This window comes from Formosa bonchosmolovskayae (assembly GCF_051016085.1).
Lineage (GTDB): Bacteria > Bacteroidota > Bacteroidia > Flavobacteriales > Flavobacteriaceae > Formosa.
The window spans coordinates 2,465,831-2,491,892 of record NZ_CP174605.1; the positions used below are offsets into that span (position 1 = coordinate 2,465,831).

General features: G+C 31.3%; 18 protein-coding genes, 1 tRNA gene and 1 pseudogene. All 20 read left to right on the plus strand.

Annotation, left to right across the window (positions count from 1 at the left end):
- Positions 1-65: 65 nt before the first annotated feature.
- A tRNA-Pro gene (locus tag ACKC83_RS10565) sits at positions 66-140 on the plus strand.
- A 218-nt stretch (positions 141-358) separates the two neighbouring features.
- Positions 359-1,642 (plus strand): site-specific integrase, encoded by a 1,284-nt coding sequence (locus ACKC83_RS10570; protein WP_414037084.1) that lies wholly within the window; start codon positions 359-361, stop codon positions 1,640-1,642.
- A 71-nt stretch (positions 1,643-1,713) separates the two neighbouring features.
- Complete coding sequence (locus ACKC83_RS10575) at positions 1,714-1,890, plus strand: histone H1 (RefSeq protein ID WP_434035466.1); 177 nt, start codon at positions 1,714-1,716, stop codon at positions 1,888-1,890.
- A 732-nt stretch (positions 1,891-2,622) separates the two neighbouring features.
- Positions 2,623-3,597, plus strand: coding sequence for a FecR family protein (locus ACKC83_RS10580; RefSeq protein ID WP_414037489.1), 975 nt, complete (start codon positions 2,623-2,625; stop codon positions 3,595-3,597).
- Positions 3,584-4,168, plus strand: a complete 585-nt coding sequence (locus tag ACKC83_RS10585) for an RNA polymerase sigma factor (RefSeq protein ID WP_414037490.1) — start codon at positions 3,584-3,586, stop codon at positions 4,166-4,168. Before ACKC83_RS10580 ends, ACKC83_RS10585 begins: the two co-directional genes overlap by 14 nt.
- Before the next feature lie 93 nt (positions 4,169-4,261).
- Positions 4,262-7,627, plus strand: coding sequence for a SusC/RagA family TonB-linked outer membrane protein (locus tag ACKC83_RS10590; protein ID WP_434035467.1), 3,366 nt, complete (start codon positions 4,262-4,264; stop codon positions 7,625-7,627).
- A gap of 12 nt (positions 7,628-7,639) precedes the next feature.
- Entirely contained in the window at positions 7,640-9,307 is a 1,668-nt protein-coding gene (locus tag ACKC83_RS10595) for a RagB/SusD family nutrient uptake outer membrane protein (RefSeq protein WP_414037492.1), read from the plus strand.
- Between the two features lie 53 nt (positions 9,308-9,360).
- Positions 9,361-10,605: a YdcF family protein gene (locus ACKC83_RS10600; RefSeq protein ID WP_414037493.1), complete on the plus strand. Its 1,245-nt coding sequence runs from the start codon at positions 9,361-9,363 to the stop codon at positions 10,603-10,605.
- A 3-nt stretch (positions 10,606-10,608) separates the two neighbouring features.
- Entirely contained in the window at positions 10,609-12,687 is a 2,079-nt protein-coding gene (locus ACKC83_RS10605; protein ID WP_414037494.1) for a glycoside hydrolase domain-containing protein, read from the plus strand.
- 122 nt (positions 12,688-12,809) lie between these two features.
- Complete coding sequence (locus ACKC83_RS10610) at positions 12,810-15,860, plus strand: T9SS type A sorting domain-containing protein (protein ID WP_434035468.1); 3,051 nt, start codon at positions 12,810-12,812, stop codon at positions 15,858-15,860.
- A 27-nt stretch (positions 15,861-15,887) separates the two neighbouring features.
- Positions 15,888-17,453, plus strand: a complete 1,566-nt coding sequence (locus ACKC83_RS10615) for a tetratricopeptide repeat protein (protein WP_434035469.1) — start codon at positions 15,888-15,890, stop codon at positions 17,451-17,453.
- Positions 17,454-17,748: 295 nt separating this feature from the next.
- The gene (locus ACKC83_RS10620) at positions 17,749-18,324 is read left to right on the plus strand and encodes a Crp/Fnr family transcriptional regulator (protein WP_434035470.1); all 576 of its coding nucleotides are present in this window, start codon (positions 17,749-17,751) and stop codon (positions 18,322-18,324) included.
- An 81-nt stretch (positions 18,325-18,405) separates the two neighbouring features.
- Positions 18,406-18,789: a VOC family protein gene (locus ACKC83_RS10625; RefSeq protein WP_414037498.1), complete on the plus strand. Its 384-nt coding sequence runs from the start codon at positions 18,406-18,408 to the stop codon at positions 18,787-18,789.
- A 508-nt stretch (positions 18,790-19,297) separates the two neighbouring features.
- Positions 19,298-19,408 (plus strand): annotated as a pseudogene (locus ACKC83_RS10630) (hypothetical protein); the annotation flags it as partial.
- Positions 19,409-19,448: 40 nt separating this feature from the next.
- On the plus strand, positions 19,449-19,847 hold the full coding sequence (locus tag ACKC83_RS10635) for a PriCT-2 domain-containing protein (protein WP_414037499.1): 399 nt from the start codon (positions 19,449-19,451) through the stop codon (positions 19,845-19,847).
- A 131-nt stretch (positions 19,848-19,978) separates the two neighbouring features.
- Positions 19,979-20,191, plus strand: a complete 213-nt coding sequence (locus ACKC83_RS10640; RefSeq protein ID WP_434037776.1) for an HRDC domain-containing protein — start codon at positions 19,979-19,981, stop codon at positions 20,189-20,191.
- A 12-nt stretch (positions 20,192-20,203) separates the two neighbouring features.
- Positions 20,204-20,398: an HRDC domain-containing protein gene (locus ACKC83_RS10645; protein ID WP_414037500.1), complete on the plus strand. Its 195-nt coding sequence runs from the start codon at positions 20,204-20,206 to the stop codon at positions 20,396-20,398.
- Between the two features lie 286 nt (positions 20,399-20,684).
- Positions 20,685-21,266, plus strand: coding sequence for an RNA polymerase sigma factor (locus tag ACKC83_RS10650; RefSeq protein WP_414037501.1), 582 nt, complete (start codon positions 20,685-20,687; stop codon positions 21,264-21,266).
- A gap of 110 nt (positions 21,267-21,376) precedes the next feature.
- Positions 21,377-22,501 carry a FecR family protein gene (locus ACKC83_RS10655; protein ID WP_414037502.1) on the plus strand — a complete coding sequence of 375 codons (1,125 nt, stop codon included), beginning with the start codon at positions 21,377-21,379 and terminating at the stop codon, positions 22,499-22,501.
- Positions 22,502-22,674: 173 nt separating this feature from the next.
- Positions 22,675-26,055: a SusC/RagA family TonB-linked outer membrane protein gene (locus ACKC83_RS10660; RefSeq protein WP_414037503.1), complete on the plus strand. Its 3,381-nt coding sequence runs from the start codon at positions 22,675-22,677 to the stop codon at positions 26,053-26,055.
- Positions 26,056-26,062 lie beyond the last annotated feature (7 nt).

Below are 26,062 nucleotides of genomic sequence, written 5' to 3' on the forward strand. Positions count from 1 at the left end.
CAATTTACTAAAAATAATAGTTGGTTTTTAATAAAAAGGTGTATATTTGCACCTCGATAATTTTTCGGGGTGTAGCGTAGCCCGGTTATCGCGCCACGTTTGGGACGTGGAGGCCGCAGGTTCGAATCCTGCCACCCCGACTATTTTGACATATTGTAAACTAAATAAATATTAAACTAATGATTTTCAGAGGTTTAATATTTATTGGTTTCAATTGTTTTCAATTGAAACCACCTATTAATATGTCCTATAGCATGTCCTATTTTTATAGGATAACCTTTCGTAAATTATAGATCCTAAGGGACTTATCAGAGATTTGACTTTCACTTTAAATATTGTTTAACTAAAGTGAAATGTTATGAAAACCACAAAAACATTCAGCATAAACTTCTGGCTGAAAAAAAGATCCATTAAAAATAATGGTCAAATTCCTATTTATGCCCGTATTTTAGTAAATGGTGTTGGAGCTGATATTAGTATCCAGCGTTCTACCTTAGCCTCTCATTGGTGTCATAAATCTTTTAGGGTAAAATCTAGGTTAAAAGAATCTAAGAATATTAATCTTTACCTCGATGAAGTGTATTCAGATTTATTAGAATGTCACAGACAACTTTCTTCTGAAGGCATACCCGTAACGGCAAAAAAGATAAAATTACGTTATTTAGGCAAAGACAAAACATTAGAAACACTTGAAGATGTTTTAAATTATCATAAAACTGTAGAATCTAAAAAACTGCAACAAGGCACTTTAAAAAACTATGCGGCTACGGAAAAGTATTTGAAACGTTTTTTACAACAAAAGCATAGTGTTTCAGACATTCATTTACATTTCATTGATTACTCTTTTATCATAGAGTTTGAGGATTTTCTTCGGACTTGCAAACCTCTTCGTGCATCTCAATCCTTGAGTAATAATGGGATTATGAAGCATATGGAACGTTTCCAGAAACTCATCAATATTGCCATGAAATTTGGATGTTATAGAAATAATCCATTTAATTTATATGGTCTGAAATATGAAGATTATGACAGTGAATTTCTTGAAGTCAAAGAAATTGTAAAAATAAAAAGTATTGTTTTGTCTTCCCCAAGTTTGAAACAGACTAGAGATTTTTTCGTGTTCGCTTGTTACACAGGTTTGTCTTACATTGAAGTTCAAAAGCTAAATCGTACTGATATTGTAGAGGGGATTGATGGAGCATTATGGATAAATGTTAAACGTCAAAAAACAAAAACACCTGTTAGAGTGCCATTGTTATCTCAAGCATTGGAAATATTAGAACGCTATAAATCCTATTCTTGTGAGAGTAATAATTATTGTTTACTTCCTATTTTATCCAACCAAAAGGTTAATGCACATCTTAAGGATATTGCAAAATCAGCAGGAATACATAAACATTTAACCTTTCATGTAGCGAGGCATACATTTGCCACAACCATAACATTATTAAATGATGTGCCTTTGGAAACTGTTTCGAAATTATTGGGACATACTAAATTGTCGACCACGCAAAAATACGCTAGAGTTGTTGAAAAGAAAATAAGTAAGGATATTGGGCGCCTAAAGAACGTTTTGGAACGACAAGAAAAATGTGTTCTAAAACAATCTATAGTTAAGTCTGTTCAATTACGGATTGTTTAATTTTATATTAAACGACTCATTCAAGTAAATATAAAATATTAATTTAGCGATTTATATTAAACCTCAAATTTATGAAAGAACTATTAGAACAAATCAACGCTCAATATGAAGCATTTTACAGTGATGCTGGTGCATTGTTAGAAAGTGGAAACAAGGCAGCAGGAACACGTGCTCGTAAAGCTACACTTGAAATGACCAAACTAATGAAAGATTTTAGAAAGCTGTCTATAGAAGCTTCAAAAAAATAATTTTGTTATCTTATTAAAAAACAGAATCCCTTCAAATTTTGAGGGGATTTTTTATGAAAAAAGTTAAGATAGATTTTATAGCTTTGATATTAGCTTGTTGACCATATTTATTTCATGTCAATACAAAATATGTTTATGAAAATATCATTAATTATCTGGTTTTAAGAATACTATTGAAATTCTCCCATCAAAAGATTACGGTATGAAAACAATTCTATATTGCCTAATCAAATTTATTTTGCTCTCCTTAAGAATATAGCTTTTACTTACGTATGAGGAATTATTAAATAACGTTAAATCAAACTTCAAAAGCTATGTAATAACAAGATTTACAACAGGTTGATATCTTTGTTCGATCAAGAATGAAATCCATAAAACTGTGAAGATTTTATATTGCACAAGTCTGGTTTAAAAATTTATAACATGCTAAGGAGAAATTTTCCTTATATATTGGTTTTTACAGGGGGGGTATATTTGAATAGTATGCGCTTTTCACAGGCTGATATAAAATTATTTATAAAACAAAAGGTTAATCTTTTTAACTAGGAATAAAAATCAAAATAAGGAGTTCTTGTTTTCCTTTCTAAATTATTTAAGTATTTATTCTACGCTAATATTCAATATGCTATCTCAATTAACAATTAGTTAAACTTTAGTTTGCAATCACTTTATATTATTTGTTGGGGGTATTTTATAATTTTCGACTCCTATAAGTAAAAGGGTAAACTTTGTATGAAAATTAATAGAAGGGAAAAGAAATGTATAAGGTATTTAACTAATGAAATGTCTCAGGCAGATCGAGCTGTTTTTGAAATAGAGCTTGCCTTAGATCATGATTTAAAAAACCTTTATGAAAATTATAGTCTAATTTGGAAACATTATCCAATACCTGAGCAAATTGATGATCCTCATTATGAAGCAAAACAAAATTTGACAAAGGATTCTAGTTTCATTAAAGATTCTAAACAAAAGTGGTCCAAAAAATATGTCGCTATAAGTGCTTTTGCTTTAGTTATACTAACTATCTCCTTTTTTGTATATCATTCGCAAGACATTAATTATACTAACCAAATTGTAACTGAAAAAGGAGAAAGGCGATCACTTTATCTGCCAGATAGCACCCTAGTTGTTCTAAATTCTTTAAGTGAAATACATTATCCTAACGCATTCAAGAAAACAAGAGATGTTTTTGTGAACGGGGAAGTGTTTTTTGATGTCACTCATAATGAAGAAAAACCTTTTATAGTGCATACAACCAATTTGGATGTACAAGTGTTAGGAACCGCTTTTAATGTGAATACTTCTACATCAAATAAAATAGTATCCTTAGAGCGAGGAAAAGTGAATGTGTTATTTAAAGACTCAAATAATCAATTAACTCTTTCTCCAAACGAACAACTTATTTATAATAATGCCACAAACGATATTACAAAGAAAAATTTTAATGCCATTGAGGTTTTAGGCTGGAAAGATGAGATGCTTATTTTAGATAAAACACCATTTATAGAAGCCATAAAAAAACTTAATCAATTTTATGGAGTAACCTTTAGATTAAAAGATAAAACTCTTGAAAGTAAAAAAATAACGGGCGCATTTAAAGGATTAGACATAAAAGGGGTTATTTCTTCATTAGAATTTATTGCAAATATTACTATAGTTCCAATTCATAAAAATGAATACTTAATAATCGGAAATGATGCAAATTAAAGGTGTGAATATAAGTAATGCTGTAACTGAAGATCTTCTTCTTTTTAAGCAAATTCAATTAGGAAACCCTAAAGCAGTAGATGTTTTGTTTAAGAAATACTACCATAGCTTATGTCGGTTCGGAATCCTTTATGAGTCTAATATTCACATTATAGAAGAAAAAGCTTCAGATGTTTTTATGATCTTATGGAAGGAGAAACATAAACTACATACTATTAAAAATCCAAAATCATATATATACGTAATCCTAAAAAACAACCTAAGAAAGCCATGTAAAAACCACAAAATAAGACCAATACTTCATGAAGATCAATTTGATAATCAAAATATGTATCCAAGTATTGAAGATGAAATTATAGCTAATGAGCAGTTGGAAATTAATAAACACATCATTAGAACTATTTTAAATGAAATTCCTAAACGCACACGTCAGATCTTTGAAATGAGTAGAATAGACGGATTCAAGTATAAAGAAATTTCAGAACTCTTAGATATAGCTCCTAAAACTGTAGAAAATCATATCGGGTTAGCTCTTAAATATATAAGTAAGGGGTTGATTACTTACAAGTAATATTAAATTAAATCATATCATTTTAAAAAAATCCTATGTCATAGGACAGGGGATTCCTATTCAAAATTTAAAACATAATTAAAGCATAATTTTATGAAATTTAAAAGCCTAATTATAGTTCTTGTCCTATCCATGGCAAGCAGTTTACACGCATTTTCAAGTGCTTATTTAATACCGTCTAATACAGATAGTATTAATTTGAATTTAAAGAATACCTCTTTAAGTCAAGTATTTAATCTTATAGAAAAACAGACACATATACCATTTATTTATGTGTCAAATCAGTCCTATTTATCGACTAAGATTGATTTAAATGTACATAATGAAACTCTAGAGATTGTTCTAAATACCTTGAAAGAAAAGTCTTCTTTAGATTTTAAAATTACCGATAGCGGTATTTTGGTTAAGAAGCAGGTGGTTATTTCTAACCAACAAGAATCTCAAATTAAAGGTACTGTAAAAGACAACAATGGGTTACCTATTTTAGGAGCCAATGTTTTTGTGAAAGGTACAAATATAGGAACATCTACAGATTATGATGGTCATTTTAAATTAACAATTCCGGCGAATATAGAGAATATTACTATAACTTATTTAGGGTATCAGAAACAGGATGTTAATATAATTGGTCAAAACATAGTTTCTATTGTCTTATTGGAAGATGCGAATGAATTAGATGAAATATTAGTGGTGGGGTATGGCACAGAAAAACGTGAAAATATTACAGCTGCTATTTCTTCGGTAGATCCGGATGACATTAAAACGTTGCCTAAAGCTAATGTAGAGGAAATGTTACAAGGTAGAATGCCAGGTGTCCAGGTTATGAGTGATAATAGTCCAGGAGGCGGAACATCCATTCGTGTAAGAGGATTTAGTACGATTAATAATAATGATCCTCTAGTAGTTATTGATGGTGTCCCAACTTCTAACGGACTAAATAGTATTAATCCTCAAGATATAGAAAGCATACAGGTCCTTAAGGATGCTGCTTCATCTTCTATCTATGGTTCACGTGCTGCTAATGGTGTTATTGTAATTACGACTAAAAAAGGAGCCGGTAAAGATTCTTTTGAGGTTAATATAGATGGTTATGCAGGAATACAAACTGCTATTAACTTACCAAAAATGTTAAATGCGCAACAATATGGTGATTTATTATGGCAAGCATATAAGAACGATGGACAAACACCATCGCATGATATTTATGGAGATAACCCAGATCAAGCCGTAATACCAATATGGTTAAATAGTGAGGAAACACTACCAAGTAGCGATGTAAATTGGATTCAAGAAATTATGCAACCTGCTTTTGTTCAAAATTATAATCTTTCCATCCAGAAAGGTTCAGAAAAAGGACAACATGCCTTTTCTTTAGGGTATTACGATCAAGAAGGCGTTGTGAAATATACCGGTTTTACTAGATATTCGGCACGTTTTAATTCAAATTATAATATTACAGATTGGTTAGCTATAGGAGAAAATTTTACAGGATCTTATACGGAAGATGTGTCTGCAACAACGAATAGTGCTTTAGGAAGTATAATTTACAATGCGTTTCAATTTCCTTCAATAATTCCTGTAAGAGATAATAATGGAGATTTTGGAGGTAACCCCATTAACGATATAGGAAATCCGCTTGCCAGCCTTTACCGATCAAAAGATAATAAAGATAAAAATGTACGTGCCTTTGGTAATGTTTATGCAGAACTCAATTTTGGAGATTTTACATTTAAATCGTCCTTTGGATTAGATTATAATAATTATAATTATAGAGGTTTTTCTCCCGTATATGATGAAATTCTTTCTCAAAATACCATAAACAGCTTAAGTACTTCTAATAGTTTTAACCATCAGTTTACTTATACCAATACCATCAATTATTCTAAATCTATAGGCGGTCATAATATAGATGTATTACTAGGGCAGGAAGCTATAGAATATTATGCAGAATCTTTTTCAGCTTCTAGACAAGATTTTTTATATGAAGATCCTAATTTTTGGTATTTAAGTTATGGAACGGATAATCAATTAAACTCGGGATCAGCGAGTGAATGGACATTAAACTCGTACTTCGGAAGGTTTAGATATAATTTTAATGAAAAGTATCTGGTTACTGCAACAGTTAGAAGAGACGGGACTTCACGCTTAGCCAATAATAATTGGGGTACATTTCCAGCCTTTTCAGCAGGATGGCGCTTAGATAAAGAAGACTTCTTTGACTTTGGAACAGTGTTTACAAGTATGTTGCTTAGAGCAAGTTGGGGACAAACTGGTAATCAGGAGGTTCCTTCTTATTCTACAGTAGATAGCTATACTAATAATAGTAGTAATAGTGATTATGCTATAGATGGCGGACAAAACTCGGTGTCGACAGGGCTTATTCAAACTAGAATTTCTAATTCAGATCTTAATTGGGAGACCACAACACAAACCTCTATAGGTGTTGATTTAGGCTTTTTTAATAATAAATTAAACATCACCGCAGAAGTGTATAAGAAGGTTACTGATGATATTCTGGTTTATAATTCTGTACCATTAACATATGGGGGCACAAATGATGGACAGTGGATTAATGATGGTGTTATGGAGAATAAAGGATATGAACTTAATCTAAGATATAGCGATAAAAGCCATGATTTTGGTTACGATTTAGGTCTTAATATATCCGGTTATAAAAATGAATTGACAGAACTTCAAAATGTTGCTTACTTAGGGATTCCTAGTTCATCACTACATAGCGTGAATTTTGATCAAGAGGTTTCTAGAAGCGCCGTAGGGCAACCTATCGCATCTTTTTATGGCTACCGTTCTGAAGGATTGTTTAGAAGTCAAGAAGACGTTGATAGTTATGGTTTACAACCCGATGCGCAACCTGGAGATTTAAAATTTGCAGATGTAAACGGTGATGGTGAAATAAATGATGAAGATAGAACCTTTATAGGTTCTCCGCATCCCGATGTTGTTATAGGGTTTAATATAAATGTTAATTACAAGAATTTTGATTTAGGTATGTTTTTTAACGCCAGTATTGGTAACGATATTTATAACCTAACAAAATACAAGACATACTTCTTTAACCAATCTGCATATAATAAAGACTCGGCTTTATTAGGCGCGTGGAGTACAGAGAATCCAAATTCAGATATTCCAAGATTAAGTTTGGACGATCCAAATAATAACATCAGACCGTCATCGTATTATGTTGAGGATGGCTCTTATTTAAAATTAAATAATTTACAAATTGGTTATACCCTGCCGGCAAATATTTTAAACAATTTAGGACTTAGAATATATGCTCAAGCGAGTAATGTATTTACAATAACAGATTATAGTGGGATGACCCCAGAAATTGGACTTCAGAATTATTCAAGCAGCAGTAGAAACTTAGATATTGGTGTAGATCGTGGTATTTACCCTCCTTCAAGAACATTCATTTTAGGATTTAACCTTAACTTTTAAAACTAATTTACAATGAAATTTAAAACATATATAGCAAAGCTTATGATTGTTCCAACAGTCATATTAAGTATTACGTCGTGTGCTAACGATTATTTAGAAGAAGTTACCTATGGAGAAGTTTCTCCTTCAGAAATGACTAGTCCAGCGAACGTAGAATTGGCAATAATTTCAGCCTATAGCGTCTTAAATGGGCAGTTTGACGGAGCAAGTAATGCTTATAATTCACCTGCTTCTAATTGGAGTTTTGGAGATGTTGTTTCAGACGATGCCTATAAAGGGGGTGGTGGTACTGGTGATCAAAATAATATTCACCAAATGGAGATCTTTAATACACTACCTACTACAATTGATGTTGAACGTAAATGGATGGCATTGTATGAAGGTGTTAAAAGAGCTAATGAAGCGATGCGCTTACTTGAAGCATCTGAAGATTTTGATGATGATTTAAGAATTCAGAGAAAAGCCGAGTTACAATTTTTGCGTGGACATTTTTATTTTGAATTGAAAAAGATTTATAATCATATTCCTTATATAGATGAAACGGCAGAAACTGTAAATGACTATGCTAAATCTAATACTGAATTTACTTCAGAAGAATTATGGGACAAAATAGAAGCCGATTTTCAAGCCGCTTATAACGTCTTGCCAACTACACAAGACGAAGTGGGTAGACCTACAAAAATTGCGGCACAAGCCTATTTAGCTAAAACGTATTTGTTTCAAGAAAAATGGCAATTGGCTTATGATGCGACTACAGAAGTTATAAATAGTAACTACGGGTTGATGGATGATTTTCAAGAATTATTCTTGCCAGAAAATGATAATAATAAAGAAGTTATTTTTGCCGTTCAACACTCTGTAAATGATGGCCAGGCTAGTAATTATAATGGAAGTATAGGCGACCGGTTATTAGCTCCAGGAGGACCCTTTTACTCTCAATATGGATTTCAAAGACCATCTCAAAATTTAGTAAATGCTTTTAAGGTTACTTCAGAAGGTATTCCTGCACATAGTAATGAAAACCTAACCGATACTGATTTTGTAGACCCTAGATTAGATATTACTGTAGGTAGACCAGGGATACCTTATAAAGATCTTGATATTTTGTATGATAGCAGTTGGGCAAGAGACTTAGCAACTTATGGCGAATTTAGTCCTAAGAAAAGAATTGTTTCAGCCAATTCTGAATATTTTGTAACTGTTTGGCCATACGTAAGTGCTTTAGATTATTATATCATTAGATATGGAGAAGTTGTGTTATGGAGAGCAGAAGCCGCTGTAGAAATTGGTCAATTAGAAGAAGCAAGGTCTTTAGTAAACCAACTTAGAGATAGAGCTAAAAACTCCATGTATGTAAAGACCTTAGATGGAAGTCAAGATGCCGCAAATTACAAGATAGCGTTGTATGCTAATGTATGGAGTAGTCAAGATGATGCTAGAGAGGCTGTGCGTTTAGAATCACGTTTGGAATTGGCTTTAGAAGGACATCGATTTTTTAACTTAGTACGCTGGGGGAATGCAGATAATGTTATCTCGGACTATCTTGAGGTTGAGAAAACCAGAAGAACCCATTTATCTAATGCTACATTTCAAGCCGGAAAAAATGAATATTGGCCTATACCTCAAGCTTATATAGATGGTGTCGCGGACGGCATGGTTACTCAAAACAACGGTTATTAATACACATTAAATACAGCAGGAGATATTATTCTCCTGCTTTTTACTTTATACACATGAAAAAATATGTTATTATAATATGCTTGTTACTCACTGTAATAGGTTATAGCCAAGTTGCTCAAAATACTAATCCAAAAGTTTATCAAAAGCTAGCTAAGAAAAATTATTATTTGTTAGATGCCATAGATCACAATCCAGCAGTAAAAAAGATTTTTGAGGACGATACCGTATTGAAAGACATTTCTAAAGTTAAGCATCAAGCTATAGTGGCCTCGCTTTTAAGTGATTCTAAAACGATAGATGCGAAATATTTGGTAGATCCGTATATTTTTTCTGATTCTGAAATTTTAAAAATAAGTGAAAGATTAGAAGCATTATATGTTAAATCTGAAGTACTAAGAGATTTCGTAAAGACAGAACTTAAGCCTTCTGGAGCATATAACTTATATGAAGGTAAAGGCGATCAAAAATTATTGTCTCAAGCTTGGGCATTATGTGCTCGTGGTGTTAATCATGTTTTAAAAGTTTATGGTAAAGGTGAATCCCCTCAATATGCTGAAATTGATTCTATTTCTTATAATGTAAACAGTTCATATTATAAGCAAACCCTATTTGTATGGAGTGATCATTTGGCAGCTAATAGTTTACAGGCTTTTTATTCTCAATCTACACAATTTGTTTTGTCCCTTTTATACTTTAATCACAGGGATGAAGCCGTAAGGTATGAGCCTTTAGAAGTACTAGAAAATAAAAACGTAAAAGCGCATATATCTAGTATTGATTTTGAACAATACAAATATGCTTCTGTACTCGTTTTAGGTAATGGTCCTGAAAATTACAGAGATCGATTATCTGCTTTAGGAAAATTTAATATTAAGTTGGGAGCAGAAGCTTTTTTGTCAGGAGACGTTCCGCTTATTATAGTGTCAGGAGGTCATGCCCATCCGTACAGAGCCGCATATGCAGAAGCCATAGAAATGAAAAAGGAGTTGATTGCACAATACAATATTCCTGAAAATTGCATTATTATTGAGCCTTACGCCAGACATACGACAACCAATTTAAGAAATGCCAGTAGGCTTTTGATTGCGTATAACGTGCCTATAGATCGGCTTTCATTAGTGGTCACTAATAATTTTCATAGTGAATACACAGAAAGTGAAATGTTTGTTAATCGCTGTTTTACAGAGTTAGGATATCAGCCAGCAACTATTAAAAAACGTTTGAATAAAACGACTCTTGAATATTTACCCCAAAAGGAGTCCCTACAACAAAATCCTTTAGAACCTCTAGATCCCTAATATATGTTTAGATATCTTTTTATTATTATACTACTTGTTCTAATAACAAGTCGCTTAAAAGCTCAAGAACGTACTAGTTTGACTGGTAGACCGGTAGATGCGGTTAATGTTTTTTTAGGTACCTCTGGAGATCATGGTCAATTATCTCCTGCGGCATCATCTCCTTTTAATATGATGAGTATTGGTCCACAAACCAAACCACATATACATACTGGTTATGATTATTATGCAAAAGTGTTTGAAGGGTTTACTCATACACGCATTGAAGGAGTAGGATGCACTGGAAGCGGAGGTAATATTTTAGTGAAACCCATTTTAGGAGAAGATCTTACAACAGAGCTTTACAAAAAACAGGATTATGCTTATCCTGGATTTTATAGTGTATCTTTTGAGAATGGTATTAAGGCTGAAATGGCAGTAGATACTAATTTTGGCATTCATAAGTACGAATTTCCAAATGAAGAAAGTAGTTTGTTTATTGATTTATCTTATGCTTTTGCAGATCGATTTGTAGCTGAAAAACATACCATACATGCCAATGTTATCACAGGATATATTGATACCAAAACAACCTGTGATGTTGGGGTGTATCGTATTTATTATGCCCTTGAAATACGTAATGTTTCTGAGCTAAAACCTAGCGGAGATTATGGGCTTATAGCTGTCCGTGAAAATAAGCAAAAACCTATGGAAGTCCGTGTAGGATTTTCTTCAGTAGATGAAGATTATGCTTTAAAAAAAATAGAAAACTCATTTATAAGATTAGAAACTTTAAAAGAACATACGACGACGAATTGGAATCAGTTGCTGAGTCGTGTAGAGGTCAAGGGGGAGAAAGATCGTGAAGATTTTTTCTATTCTTTATTGTATAGAGGACTTCAATCTCCATATCTTATTTCAGAAACAGATGGTGCTTATCGTGCCATAGATGGATCTAGACAAACATCAGATTTTCCTGTTTATAATGGTTGGGCTATTTGGGATAACTATAGAGAGCAGTTGCCTATGTTATCACTACTGTATCAAGATACATTTGCATCAATAGCAAAGTCTATTGCTAATTTATACCCTTACGGCAAGCAAAGTTGGGCTACAATGCACGAGCCTTCACCTACAGTTAGGACAGAACACGCCATTGTTGTGTTGCTAGATGCTTATAACAAAGGATATGCTGTTAACTTTGAAGCAATAAAAGAAGCATTAATTACTGAAGTTGAACAACTGGATTATAGTGCACCAGATAAAGCCTTAGAATCCTCTTACGATACTTGGGCAATGTCGGAAATCTTAAAAATTACTGGAGATACTTCACTAAGTAAGGACCATGCACTTAAAGCTTTAAAGTATAAATCTTATTGGAATACAGATTTTGCAGACCTATCAAAAGATGATGTCGATAAAATGCAAGCGCGCGGTCTGTATCAAGGTACGATTTGGCAATACAGATGGTTTGTACCATTTGATGTTGACGGATTAAAAACTTTAATAGGAGGAGAAGATCTGTTTTTAAAACAGTTAGATCAGTTTTTTGCAGATTATAATTACAATCATGCCAATCAGCCCGATTTACAAGTTCCAGGACTTTATAATGCCACCAAACAACCTTGGAAATCTCAAAAGCTATTTAGAAATATTATGTTAGATACCATGGTGCAAACTTATTTTAATAATAATAGTAAAGGTGTAGATCCCTATATCGGTAAAATATATAATAATAGACCAAAAGCCTATTTGCGTACTATGGATGACGATGCAGGTACCATGTCGTCTTGGTTTGTGCTGAGAAGTATTGGACTTTCTCCTGCTAATATTGGCGATCCGATTTATTATTTAACAGCTCCAATATTTAAATCTGTAAAAATAAATATGGGAGATAGTAAAATTTTAAATATAGAAGTAAAGCATTATAATAAAGATCATTTTTACATTCAAACCGTTTATTTTAATGGAAAGAAATTAGAAAGAAATTGGTTAACTCAAAAGGAACTTACTCAAGGTGGTCAACTCTTAATAGAAACAGGCCCGAAACCCAATAAAAGTTTTGGAATTCATAATCAATGGATCTCCAATTTAAAAGAATGATTTAATTGTTTTTTTTAATTATAATATATATAACAAAAATGTAATTGTCAACACTTATGTATATACAGTTTTAAGGTATTAGTAGTAAATACTATATATAATTGTAATAAAAATTTTATATTATGTATTATAAATTACTTTCCATTCTGTTATGCTTATTAAGTTTTCCTTCAATTGCACAAGAATTTCAAACTAAGAATTATTTCGGGATGGAAACATCCATGAAAGAAGGTATTCTTTCAAAGGTATCAAAATTAAATAATTCAGAACGTTTTAACGCGAACATGAATAGTATGATGCGTCATTCTAACTATGAATATTTTTCTAATACCAATAACGGAATTAATATTCCTTTTGCAAGTATTAACGATGGATCAAATGTATATATTACGGGAACAAGTTCTAACCCCAATACCCCAAAAGGAGATTTTGTTACAATTAAGGTTGACGAAAATGGAAATGTTCTATGGGAAGTAAGAGAAGAGTCAAATCTATATAGTGTTGAATTTGGAACGGTAATTACTTTAGACGGATTAGGAAATCCGATTGTAAGCGGGGTAAACTGGAATGGGGATAATATGGATATTAAAACCATAAAATATGATGCTTCAAATGGAAATATAATTTGGGAACATATTTTTAGCGGGATAGGAAACGGACTAGATACCCCAACAGCTATTAGTTTAGATAATGCACAAAATGTAGTGGTAACAGGAGTGAGTTACACAGGTCAAGGAGTAGGTTTTTTAACTTTGAAATATAATAAAGCTGGCACTCTATTGTGGTCAGCTATAGACTCTAATTTTACACCTAATACATGGAACGAGCCTTTAGATATCGCAATAGACACAAATAATAACATTTTAGTTTCTGGGTATGGTTATGATTCCAATTTTATGCAAGGTTATTATTCCATTAGTTATAATTCTATGGGTGTAGAAAACTGGCGTAATTTATATATATATAATGATGAAAATAACCCAACGAATTCTATTGCTCGTGGCAATACTTTCGATGCAAACGGAAATAGTTATGTAACAGGAACATTTGATACCTTTTTTAATAAAATGGGTACAATAAAATATGATTCAGCGGGAAATATTGTTTGGATTGAAACCTTTGAATATGATGGAGATTTAACTGATGCCTATAGTATTTATGCTAATTCTGATGGTAATTTATATGTTTCGGGAATACATTTTGGAGGTTTCTCTGAAGATGGGGCTGTCTTAGTGTCTTATGATAAAAATGGAGTAAGTAATTGGGATTATACTTCTGACGCTATAGTAAACCCACAAAAAGTCTATTTTGAGTTTCTATCTAATTCAGAAATTTTCATTTCCTCAATTGGTATGGATCAAACAACTTTTGAACAAAGAATAGATATTTACAAGCTTAATAATACTGGAGCTTTGGTTGACGAAACAAATTATATAATTCCGTTCTCTCCTTTTGGAAGTATTGTAGATTTAATTAATATTGATATAACTAAAGATAATGCAAATTTAGTATCATGGTCCTTTTATTCTAATAATGGAGATGTCTTTGAGTTTTCTAAATTACCTTTAAACACCAATACTCTTGAATGGTCAGAAATATATTCTAGTACTTCTACTAAAATGCAAATTTTATCAACTGTAAATGATAGCGACAATAATATATACGTAGCCGGGCAGTATGGTACAATTGTTAATAATGAATATTTTGAAAATTTTCAAATAGTCAAGTATAATGAAGAGGGCCAAGTTGAATGGCAAAAAACTTTTAATCAAGACAATGGAAATTCAAGTAATAGTATCATTATAGGTGTTGATAATTCTGATAATATTATTGTTTATCTAAAACCTTATAATTTTGAAGATCAATTTATTAGTCTTAAAAAATACGACCCGCAGGGTAATTTGCTTTGGGAAACAGAAAAAGATTATTTCAATTCTAATTTATATGAAATGTTTTTTGATGACTCCAATAATGTTTATATAACAGGTACCTCTTTTAAAGAACAGACAGATTCAAACGCCATATTTACAATTTCTAAATTTGCGTCCTCTGGTATTGAGGAGTGGACTACTTTTTACCAATCATCAGAAACAAGTGATAATTTATATTCATTAAATTCAGGAAAAGTAGATTCAAATGGTAACATCTATGTTACAGGTATGCTTGGTAGCGGTGATTTTTTAGACCAAACTACTAATTTGATATTACTCAAATTAAATTCAGAAGGTGTAGCTCAATGGATTTCGCCAATTTCCATTGAAAACGCTAATTCTTCAGGTGTAGAAGTTATATTAAATGATATCAATGATATATATGTTACAGGATATAGTGAAGATAGTTCATATTTCAGGAAAGCTATAGTGTTAAAATTTAATTCTGATGGCGAAAATCAATGGCTATCTTCTTACACTGAAGCAGATCGAAAGGTTAGCCCTTATACAATTAAGCAATTATCCACAGGTAATATTATAATGTCTAGTTATAGCTTATCAACTTTGGATGGTAGCAATCGCATTGCTATAGTGAATTTTGACGATGACGGTAATCAGGTCTGGACTACAAATTCAGAATTGAATCGTTTTTACAGAGATATACATGTGGATGATTCTGATAATATTTACGTTCTCAATCAAATGTACGATACTACAATGCCTAAAAGGATTTTATACTCTGTCGGTTCCTTCACAATTGCTAGTTTAATTCTAATAGATGAGTTTGGCAATAGTTCGGAAGAGTTTTTTGTGGGGCCCGAGTTATCAGCATATAACCCTAATAGTTTAAATCCACTGAATGATGGTCGATTAATAATTGGAGGTAAGGTATCGCATGAGATGAATGTTTTTGAAGGGTTATATTTTTTCGAAACACAACATGACGTTTTGAGTATTGATGAAGTAATACCATCAGATACTGTAAACAATTGGTTGGGGCAAAATTATCCTAATCCTGGGAACACGGATACATCAATTCCTTTTTATTTAAGACAAAGCAGTAATGTAAATTTTAAAATATATGATTCTCAAGGTCGGAAAATAAGGGCTATAAATAATCAATTTTACCCAGTTGGCAATAATGTTTTAGATTTAAATATTTCAAATCTTCAATCAGGGTTGTATTTTTATAGTATGGAAACAAATAACTTTAAATTTACAAGAAAAATGATAGTGAAATAATACTTCAGAGAAATGAATATTTAAAAAATGTTAGATAACTATAAAATCAAAATAATCATAATAGGATTATTTGTTCTATTTCCCGTATTCGTTTTTATAATACTAAACAATGATGGAGATAGTACCTTTTTTTCGTCTATAGAGAAGGATGACACCAAATTAAAAGTTCAAGAGACATATGAGGACGTGTGTCAAAAATATTTTAACAATAATGTTAATGTACTTAATAATCTGGCAGTTGAGGAATGGGAACAAGAAAATTATGAATTAGCATTATCAATTGGGAAATGCGCTTATACTAGAGCTTTACTTGAAAATAATCAAATAGAGTTTGCAAAGACTCTTAATATTCTTGGGCTCATTTATTGGCGATTGGAAAATAATAAAGATGCAATGGATGCCTATACAGAATCTGCAAAATTGGCAAATAAATTAAACTTACATAAGTTACAAGGGTTAACCTATACCAATCAAGCATTAATATTAAAAGAACAAAGACATTATACTAAAGCGCTTTTATTTAATCAAAAGGCAATTGAAATCTTTAAGACGTATAAATATTACAGAGAACTAGGTATTGCATATAATAATAATGGCCAAATATATAAGAATCAAGGTAAAATAAATGAAGCCGAACATAATTATATTAAAGCAATCAACAGTTATAAAGAACAAGAATATAAAGACGGCTTATCTGCGACCTTTTATAATTTAGCAGACATTAATGCCAAAAAAAATAATAAAAATGATGCCATTAAATTTGGTCATTTAAGTCTGAAAATTGCTAAAGAAGTCAATAGAGATGTAAGAGTGAAAGATACCTATCTCAAACTATCAGAGATCTATGAGCAATCAAATAGACTAGATTCTGCTATTTTTTATTTTAAAAAATACAATGACCTAAACAATAAGATATTAATTACAAACCAGTCTAAAATTTTAGCCAAATCACAGGCTGAAATGTCTGCTAAAATCAAAGATTTACAAATTCATAACCTTGAAAAGAATAAAGAGCTTACCAAAAACAGAATTATAATTATAAGCATCTCTATATATTTAGCCTTTTTATTAGGTTTGATATTTATTTTGAGATACACTTCAAGGATAAAATTAAAAAGCAAAGAAGTTACTTTGAGATTAAAAGCTTCGAACGAAATTTTAGACATGAAACAACATGAATTAAAATCTTACATATTAGATTTAACTAAAAAGAACGAAATTATTTCAAATCTTCAAAATGTTATTAACAATCGAGATTCAAGTGTTTCAAAAAAAAATATTGAAATAGCAAAGTTGTCCAAGAAAAGAATATTAACATTTCAAGACTGGGTTGTGTTTAAAGAAAAATTTGAAACCATTTACCCTGTTTTCTTTTCATATATAAATGAAAATAAGATTCAGTTTACTGAAGGAGAAATACGTCTAATGGTGTTATTAAAATTAAAAATTACAAGTGCCGAAATGGGCAGTATTTTAGGGATTTCTCCCCAAAGTGTTAGAGTAAGTAAAATGAGATTAAAGAAAAAATTAATTTCGCATAACTTTGATTCAATTGAGAACTTCTTTTCTTTCGTGAGTAATGTTGATCCTTAATTTAACACTGTTTTGTTTATAAATAAAATAGTGGTAGAATAGGGGGTAAGTAAGATTGCGTGCACCTTAGACGCAATGTACATGTATATCAAAAGTAAAAGAGGAATGTTATGTCGATTTTGAAATGTTTTGAAATTTTACTATATGATTGTTGGGATTTGTTATTTTAAGAATAATAATCTGTCATTATAGGAGACTTCTGATAATGATAAGATTAAAACTGGACCTAAATCCAAATAGTATTATATGTTTAATATTATTCAATTTTGCTTATTTTTAAGGAAATTTAAGAGCTATGAAAGCTTCCTTTTTCGAAAACATTTATAATCATCCAAAGATTAAAAAAGAAGATTATAAAAACATTATTGATGCCCATACAAAAGTTGAGTTTTCAAAACATGAAATCATATTACAAGAAAGCAAAATAAGCAATGCCTATTTTTTAATAAAAAAAGGATTGTGTCGTTCGTTTGTAATCGATTATAAAGGCAACGAAATTACTACCGATTTTTTTGGTTCTAATGATATTCTAATTGAAGTAGCGTCTTTATTTCTTCGTACACCTTCTAAAGAAACCATTCATGCCATAACAGACTGTGAAGTATATAAAATAGAATTCAATGATTTTCAAAACTTATTTAATACTATAGAGGGGTTTACAGAATGGGGTCGAAGCTGGATGTCCCAGCAACTTTTTATGGCAAAACACCGTGCTGTTAGAATGCACACACAAAGTGCCTCAGAACGTTATTTAAATTTGGTAAAAGATAAGCCACAAATTATTAAAGAAGTACCATTAAAACACATTGCTACTTATTTAGGAATTACTGATACTTCATTAAGTAGAATAAGAAAAGAAGTAGTGTCTTAACTCGATAACTTGCCATAAGACAAGATTTAAACGACTTTTTTTTTTCACTTTTGTATTGCTAACAATTTAAAAATAAGAAAGATGAAAAAAATTAATCCTGTGGTTTGGTTCGAGATTTATGTAAACGATATAGATAGAGCTGCAATTTTTTACGAAAAAGTACTTCAAGTGGTGTTAGAAGATATGAGTGATCCAACCAATGGAAATGTCCACATGAAATGCTTTCCTAGTGAAATGGAGAATTATGGAGCAGCAGGAGCTTTGGTTAAAATGGAAGGAGTAAAACCTTCTACTAATGGGAGCCTTATTTATTTTGGCTGTGAAGATTGTCAAATTTTAGAAAATAGAGCTGTAGAACATGGCGCTGAAATTATTCAAGCCAAAATGGGAATAGGAGAACATGGCTTTGTCTCAATTGTTAAAGATATTGAAGGTAATTCTATAGGATTTCACTCTTTGAAGTAAGTTCCGTTTATGGAAAGTATAGAACACGTAAATTATATAAAAATACATGTCGTTACAGTTAATACTTAGGCTAGGACTAAGTCTAATTTGGATAAAAAAACTTAAAGCGAAACCAGAAATTGACTTCGGAATTGAGTTTGATTTTGAAGAAGGTTACATCACAATATTTAAAATTATTGAGCTTGTAGAAAATAACATATTATCACTTTTCTAACTTTTTAAAAAGCAACGCAAAAGAAGCTATGAACTTTTACATGGATTTATTCGACAATTCTACAATAATAGATTTACAAAGCTCCGGAAAAGAAGGTCCTGTTATGTAAGGAACTATTATAAGAGCTCTTTTGGAGCTATACGGTGAACAGTTTTTTTATTAAACACTAATGGGACTTAACCTCTGCGGTATCGAATTGGGTGGAATATAATTAAAAAGAAGAAATTTGAACATATTGGATTACTTAAAATAGATATAGACGATATTACTAATTACGATTAAGTTTTTAATCAAGTAAAACATGACGAATATACCTATGTAGCCTTTAATAGCCCAAGTGGTAAAAGAGTAAAAGTCATTGTCAAAATAAATCCTTCCGAAGAAATGCATTTAGAACAGTTTTAGGCCTTCGAAAAATATTACAAAGAAAAATTATAATATTACTATGGATAAGGCATGTAAAGATATCTCAAGATGCATGTTATTGTCTTACGATGAAAACTTGTTTTGCAATCCATTCTCCGATGTGTATCCAGAGCTTTATTTACCAGAAGTAAAAAATGAGATGGTGAAAAATATTCAGGTTAATAGTGCGATACATGTTTCAAGCTATAAGGAAGAATATATAGTTGAGGCCATGGCTAAAGAGATTGAAAATAATAGTCTAGACATAACCTCTACTTACAAAGAATGGTTAAGAGTAGGGTTCTCTTTATCATCAGCCTTAGGGGATTCTGGACGTGAATGCCATAGATTGTCAAAATGCTACACCAATTTCACCTACCAAGAAACAGAAAAGAAATCCAATGTTCTAAATAGCAGAAATAATGGAGCTATAGGTTAGGGACTTTAATTTATATAGCAAAACAGCACGATATACAAATTAATTATGCTACAAAACAACAAGCTATAAGGCCCAAAGAGATTACGCAATTATCCGATGCCCAATTAGAATATATTTTAAAAGATAAACCTCTGCAATGGTCTAGAGAACATAAAGCACCAGCATACCGCATGTTTAACGATAAGTCTTTAGCCGATTTAATTGCTAAGAGACCTAAAACAAAAAGCGAATTAGAAAATGTATTTGGGTTCGGAGCTAAAAAAATAGAATACATAGGCGAATTAATATTGAACCTTATTAATGAACCCGCAGAAATAGATAGCGTTCCAAAAATACAAAAGTAAACGCTTCAAAAATTGAGCGACGATGATGTTAAATTAACCAAAGCATTAAAACCATTTTGGATCCTTAGAAATAGTTCGTTATTAGATATGGTGACCATGAAACCAACAGCGTCAAATCAATTACTTGAAATTAAAGGAATAAGTACTAAAACGGTGGAGAATTATGATAAAGCCATAATTTCAATTTTGGGTCAGTATAAGGAATAAGAATCAATTGGGAAAATTGTTATTTTAAATACAATATCTCTGCTCTTTAAAAGATGAGATTTTGAATATTTTCAATGGTATATAAAGATAGTTAACTAACATTTTAAATTGTTGAAAATTCTAATTGGTTCAATTTTATAGTTATCGAGGACTAATGTATGTTGAAATGAAAAAAATAAATCTTCATCTCTTTTGTGAAGAATCAGCTTTTATTTAATAATTTCTTAACTGATAACTTGATATAGTTGAAGGCTTACATGTTAGTTTTATGTAAAATTATTTTCAAGTGAATTTAAAAGATTTACAAGACTTAAATGATGCTCAGCTCTTGTTATTTATGAAAAAGGGGAATGAGTTGGCTTTCAGTGTTTTGTATACTAGGTATTGGAAAAGACTTTATGTGTACACCTCAAATATTCTTAATGATAATGTACTTGCTGAGGATGTTTTACATGAAATATTCACAAAAATTTGGACTAAAAAAGAAGAATTAGAAATTAATTCACTAGAAAATTATCTGTTTATTTCTGCAAGGAATAAATCAATATCACTTTTTCGTAAAGTCAAATTTTCAGAGTTAGATGATTCAATTATTGAAAGTTTGGCTCTTGCTCCAGAAGTAGATCATAATCTTGAAACTTTAGACTTAAGTAATACATTAGAGCGGATTACCAATTCGCTACCTAAACGTTGTAAGGAGATATTTTATATGAGTAGATATGATGATTATACGAATGAAGAAATTGCTAATCATTTCAATATATCTCAGAGAACAGTAGAAAATCAATTATACCTTGCTTTAAAACATATTAAGGGTGCTTTAAAAGGTGGACTAACTTTGATTTTAATTTATATAATTCTTCGCTAAGTTAATTAATTATCTCTCCAGTGTTATCTGTTGGTTAAGTATAGGATTTTCATAATTTTTCTATGTGAGAATTTCAGTTTACATGCGTCATTCTATTGTAAACGTATAGTATGACTCAAAAAGAATTTTTAAAATTAGCAGATAAATACGATCAAGGAAAGTGTTCTTCAAAAGAAAAAGCCTTGTTATTTAAATTTTGTGATCAGGCTCAATTTGAAAGTCTTTTGGACACAAAAGAGTTTCCCCAAGAAGCACAAACTAAAATAAGATTATATAAAAGAATTCTTCAAACTATTAAGGATAATGACTTTAATAAGAGAAGGTCATTTATGTTTAAGAGAGTTAGAAATATAGCGGCTATTTTAGTCGCAGCTAGTCTAGTTAGTTATTTTTTTCTGCAACAAAATTTTATTACTGAATCCCAAAATCTAGCTAAAGAAATTACCCTCGAACTTGAGGACGGAACAATTCAAATTGTAAAAGAGAATGATAACAATGCTTTTTTCAATAAAAATGGAGGCATTTTAAGTATACAAAAAGGTAATCGATTGTTTTACAGTAATGTAGATTCTGTATCCAAGTTGATTTATAATATCCTAACGGTTCCGTATGGTAAAAAAATTGAATTAGAATTGTCCGATGGTACAACAGCATTTTTAAACTCAGGAACCTCGATTAAATACCCTTCTAAATTTATTAAAAATAAAAAACGTCAGATTTATGTTACTGGAGAAGTTTTTCTTTCTGTAGCTAAAGACTCACTTCATCCATTTGTTGTCAATGCCAATGGTTTAAATATTAGTGTTTTGGGTACAGAATTCAATTTGAGTGCTTATCCAGAAGATAAAACCACAGAAGTCGTTTTAGTTGAAGGAGCTGTCGCTCTTTATAATGATTCAATCATAGATAAAAATAATCGAATTATCTTAAAACCAGGTGAAAGAGCGGTTTTTAATAAAGCATCTTCCAATATTTCCACAAATTCGGTTATTACTAAGCCTTATACATCATGGATGAATGGCGAATTGGTGTTTAGGAATATGACATTTGAAAATATTACTAAAAAATTGGAGAGACATTATGATGTTAAAGTATTAAATAGAAATAAAGAAATAAATAAAACAATTTTTAATGCAAGTTTCGGTAAGGCCTCTATTGAAGAAATTTTGGAAAGTTTAAAAGAAAATTATGGTATAGAGTTTAGTATAAATGACAAAACGGTAATAATTTACTAATAATAAATATAAAATAAATGAAATAGAACGCAAGAAATAGTACTCAGGAATTGAATTAAGTCACTAAAAATAAGTAGAAAAACTTATAAAATAAAATCGGAAAATGTTGCGAGCATTTTCCGAATAATAAAAGTGATTAAATGAATTATAACCACAGATAACAAATTAAAAGTATGAAAAAACTTCTTAAAAACAAAGGAAGTCTCTATAAGTTAGAAAAAATTGATTTAAAAATGAGATTAAGCATTTTACTAATATTCACAACATTTTTTACACTTCAAGCACGTGAATTTTATGGACAGAATACTAAAGTGTCTTTAGAACTTAATAATGTTACTATTAGACATTTTATAGATCAAGTAGAAAGTACCACAGACTTTCGCTTTGTCTATAAGGTCAACGATGTAAACTTAGATCGAATTATAAGTGTAAGTGCAAATGAGGAGGAAATTGTTAAAGTCCTTGAACGTATTTTTAAAAACACAACCACAACATTTAATTTTTCAAGAGAGCTAATATATTTAGTCCAAAATAAAACAGTTGCAATAACAAATAAAGCAAAAGCTATACAGAATATTATAAACGGAAAAGTGTTTGATAATAATGGCTTGCCTTTACCAGGTGTAACTGTGTTAGAAAAAGGGACTAACAATGGTACTACGACTGATTTTGATGGGGCTTTTGTAATAAATATTCAAAACAGTAACTCTATTCTCGTTTTCTCCCATTTAGGATACAAAGTTAATGAGGTCCTCCTTACATCAGATACGAATATTGAAGTCCAACTAATTGAAGATTATGTTGCTTTAGATGAGGTGATTGCAATAGGGTATGGAAGGGCTAAAAAGAAGGATATTACGGGAGCTGTTTCAACTATCGATGGCGAAACAATTGTAAAAAGAAATAACACCCAATTATCGCAATCGTTGCAGGGTACTATGCCTGGAGTAATGGTTAATAGAACGAGCAGTGAACCTGGTGCCAGTGCAGAAATAAGGGTAAGAGGTATTACTACTATAGGAGATAATGACCCATTAATTATTGTAGACGGTGTTCCTGTTAGTGATATTGATAATATAAACTCTGAAGATGTTGAGAATATTTCAGTTTTAAAAGATGCGGCTTCTGCTTCTATATACGGAGCTAGAGCAGCTGCAGGAGTACTATTAATTACTACAAAACGAGCTAAAGTGGGTAAAAGCTCAATTGAATATACTATCGATACAGGTGTTGATGTACCCACTTCTTTTCCAACCATGGTAGGGCCACAAAGGTATATGGAAATGATTAATGAGTTTACTTGGAATGACTCAGGAAATGCAGCTGGCGGAGAATATCCATTGTATTCTCAAGATGAAGTAGAAAACTGGTTAGATCTAAATAAAGAAAATCCAAATAAATACCCTATAACAGATTGGAAAGATTTGATTGTTAACGATTATGCCTTGCGTAATTCACATGCCCTGTCATTTAATGGAGGCTCTGAGTCTTTAAAATCTCGCGCATCTCTAAACTATGAAACTGTAGGTGCATTATATGATCACAAATCTTATACTCGTGTTATGGGGCGAGTAAATAATAATTATAAAATTAATGACAAATTAAGTGCTCAGTTAGATTTCTCTTATAGTCATGAAAAAAGAAAGTCACCAAGTATTAATCCTATTCAGTCGGCTCAACGATATCCTTCAGTGTTTGCTGCTACTTGGGCAGATGGACGAATAGCAGAAGGTCAAAATGGTAGTAATATTTATGCTAGACTTCATTTCGGAGGCTCTGAAAACATAACAAGAAATAAACTAAATGCTCGAATAGCTATAGATTACAAGATATTAGACAATCTTTCTGTTACTGGAGTTTTTGCGCCTTATGTCTACAACACTAAAGGCAAAACATTTAATAAACAAATTTCGTATTACGATTCTGAAGATCCAACAATTTTTTCTGGATATATAGCAGGGGCAGATAATACCAATCTATATGAATCTAGAAATGATGGATGGACAATTACGAATCAATTATTGTTAAACTATGATGAAAAGTTTGGAAATCATCAGTTTAGTGTGTTGGCGGGGTATGAAGGCTATTCAACTTTTTATGAATCATTAGATGCTCAAGGGTTAAACTATACTTTGTCCAATTACCCTTATTTAGACCTTGCTCCTTTAGATTTTATGAGTAATTCAGGTAATGCAATCGAGACTGCATATAGTTCTTTATTTGGTCGAGTTATGTATGATTATAATCAAAAATATTTGATTCAAGCTAACGTGAGGTATGATGGTTCTTCAAGATTTCATCCAGACTATAGGTGGGGAGTATTTCCTTCCTTATCAGCGGGTTGGGTTCTAACTCAAGAGAGTTTTATACCTAAAAATAAGGTGTTGTCTTTTCTAAAACTTAAAGCAAGTTGGGGCCAATTAGGAAATGAAAGAATTGGTAATTATCCTTATCAGTCTACTATAGGGTATTCAAATGCGTTGTTTTATGAAGGTGATAAAGTAGTTTCTGCGACTACCTCAGCGCAATATGCATATGCCATGAGAGATATTAGTTGGGAAACAACAGAGACTAAGAATATAGGGCTTGAGAGCTATTTATTTAATAATCGAGTGATGTTCACTTTCGATTATTATGAAAAAACAACTAAGGATATGTTGTTAGAACTTGAAATACCTGATTATATGGGCTTCGAAAATCCAAATCAAAATACAGGAAATATGTATACAAATGGATGGGATGCACAAATTTCATGGAGAGATAATATAGGAAATTTTAAATATTCAATTAATGTAAATGTATCAGATTTTGAATCTAAAATGGGAGATTTAGGAGGTATTGTTTTTCAAGGTTCTCAAATAACTAGAGAAGGTACAGGGTTTAATGAATGGTATGGATATGTCTCCGATGGTTTATTTCAAACTGATCAAGAGATAGAAAATGCTCCAAAATTATATAATTCAGTTAAACCAGGTGATGTAAAGTATAAGGATATAAGCGGTCCAGAAGGTGTTCCTGATGGCCTAATAAGTCCAGATTACGACCGAGTTACATTAGGAAGTTCTCAACCAGAATTTCTATATGGCGGTGTTATAGATATGCAGTATAAAGGTTTTGATTTAAATTTAAGTTTTCAAGGTGTAGGTAAACAAAATAGCCGATTAACAACTCAAATGGTAAAACCTTTTATTTCAGCTTGGACCAATGCTCCAGCTATAATAGATGATAATTATTGGAGTGTCTATAATACTCCAGAGGAAAATTTAAATGCGCAATACCCTAGATTGTCTTATACGGGCGCAGAAAATAATAATTACGAAATGTCCGATTTCTGGTTAATAGATGGTGGCTATTTTAGATTGAAAAATATTGTTTTAGGTTATACAATACCTGAATCAACTTTTAATAAAAAAGGAATCAGCAGTATACGGGTATATGCTTCTGCAACAGATTTATTTACAATTAATAATTATCCAAAAGGTTGGGATCCAGAGGTCTCGGATAACACATATATGGCGTCCAGTTTTTTAATTGGAACAACTTTTAAATTTTAAAATTCGT

What these genes read in the sequence shown, in the direction of transcription:
- ACKC83_RS10570 (WP_414037084.1), top strand. Translation starts at nt 359, where the DNA reads ATGAAAACCACAAAAACATTCAGCATAAACTTCTGGCTGAAAAAAAGA.
- ACKC83_RS10575 (WP_434035466.1), top strand. Translation starts at nt 1,714, where the DNA reads ATGAAAGAACTATTAGAACAAATCAACGCTCAATATGAAGCATTTTAC.
- ACKC83_RS10580 (WP_414037489.1), top strand. Translation starts at nt 2,623, where the DNA reads ATGAAAATTAATAGAAGGGAAAAGAAATGTATAAGGTATTTAACTAAT.
- ACKC83_RS10585 (WP_414037490.1), top strand. Translation starts at nt 3,584, where the DNA reads ATGATGCAAATTAAAGGTGTGAATATAAGTAATGCTGTAACTGAAGAT.
- ACKC83_RS10590 (WP_434035467.1), top strand. Translation starts at nt 4,262, where the DNA reads ATGAAATTTAAAAGCCTAATTATAGTTCTTGTCCTATCCATGGCAAGC.
- ACKC83_RS10595 (WP_414037492.1), top strand. Translation starts at nt 7,640, where the DNA reads ATGAAATTTAAAACATATATAGCAAAGCTTATGATTGTTCCAACAGTC.
- ACKC83_RS10600 (WP_414037493.1), top strand. Translation starts at nt 9,361, where the DNA reads ATGAAAAAATATGTTATTATAATATGCTTGTTACTCACTGTAATAGGT.
- ACKC83_RS10605 (WP_414037494.1), top strand. Translation starts at nt 10,609, where the DNA reads ATGTTTAGATATCTTTTTATTATTATACTACTTGTTCTAATAACAAGT.
- ACKC83_RS10610 (WP_434035468.1), top strand. Translation starts at nt 12,810, where the DNA reads ATGTATTATAAATTACTTTCCATTCTGTTATGCTTATTAAGTTTTCCT.
- ACKC83_RS10615 (WP_434035469.1), top strand. Translation starts at nt 15,888, where the DNA reads ATGTTAGATAACTATAAAATCAAAATAATCATAATAGGATTATTTGTT.
- ACKC83_RS10620 (WP_434035470.1), top strand. Translation starts at nt 17,749, where the DNA reads ATGAAAGCTTCCTTTTTCGAAAACATTTATAATCATCCAAAGATTAAA.
- ACKC83_RS10625 (WP_414037498.1), top strand. Translation starts at nt 18,406, where the DNA reads ATGAAAAAAATTAATCCTGTGGTTTGGTTCGAGATTTATGTAAACGAT.
- ACKC83_RS10635 (WP_414037499.1), top strand. Translation starts at nt 19,449, where the DNA reads ATGGATAAGGCATGTAAAGATATCTCAAGATGCATGTTATTGTCTTAC.
- ACKC83_RS10655 (WP_414037502.1), top strand. Translation starts at nt 21,377, where the DNA reads ATGACTCAAAAAGAATTTTTAAAATTAGCAGATAAATACGATCAAGGA.
- ACKC83_RS10660 (WP_414037503.1), top strand. Translation starts at nt 22,675, where the DNA reads ATGAAAAAACTTCTTAAAAACAAAGGAAGTCTCTATAAGTTAGAAAAA.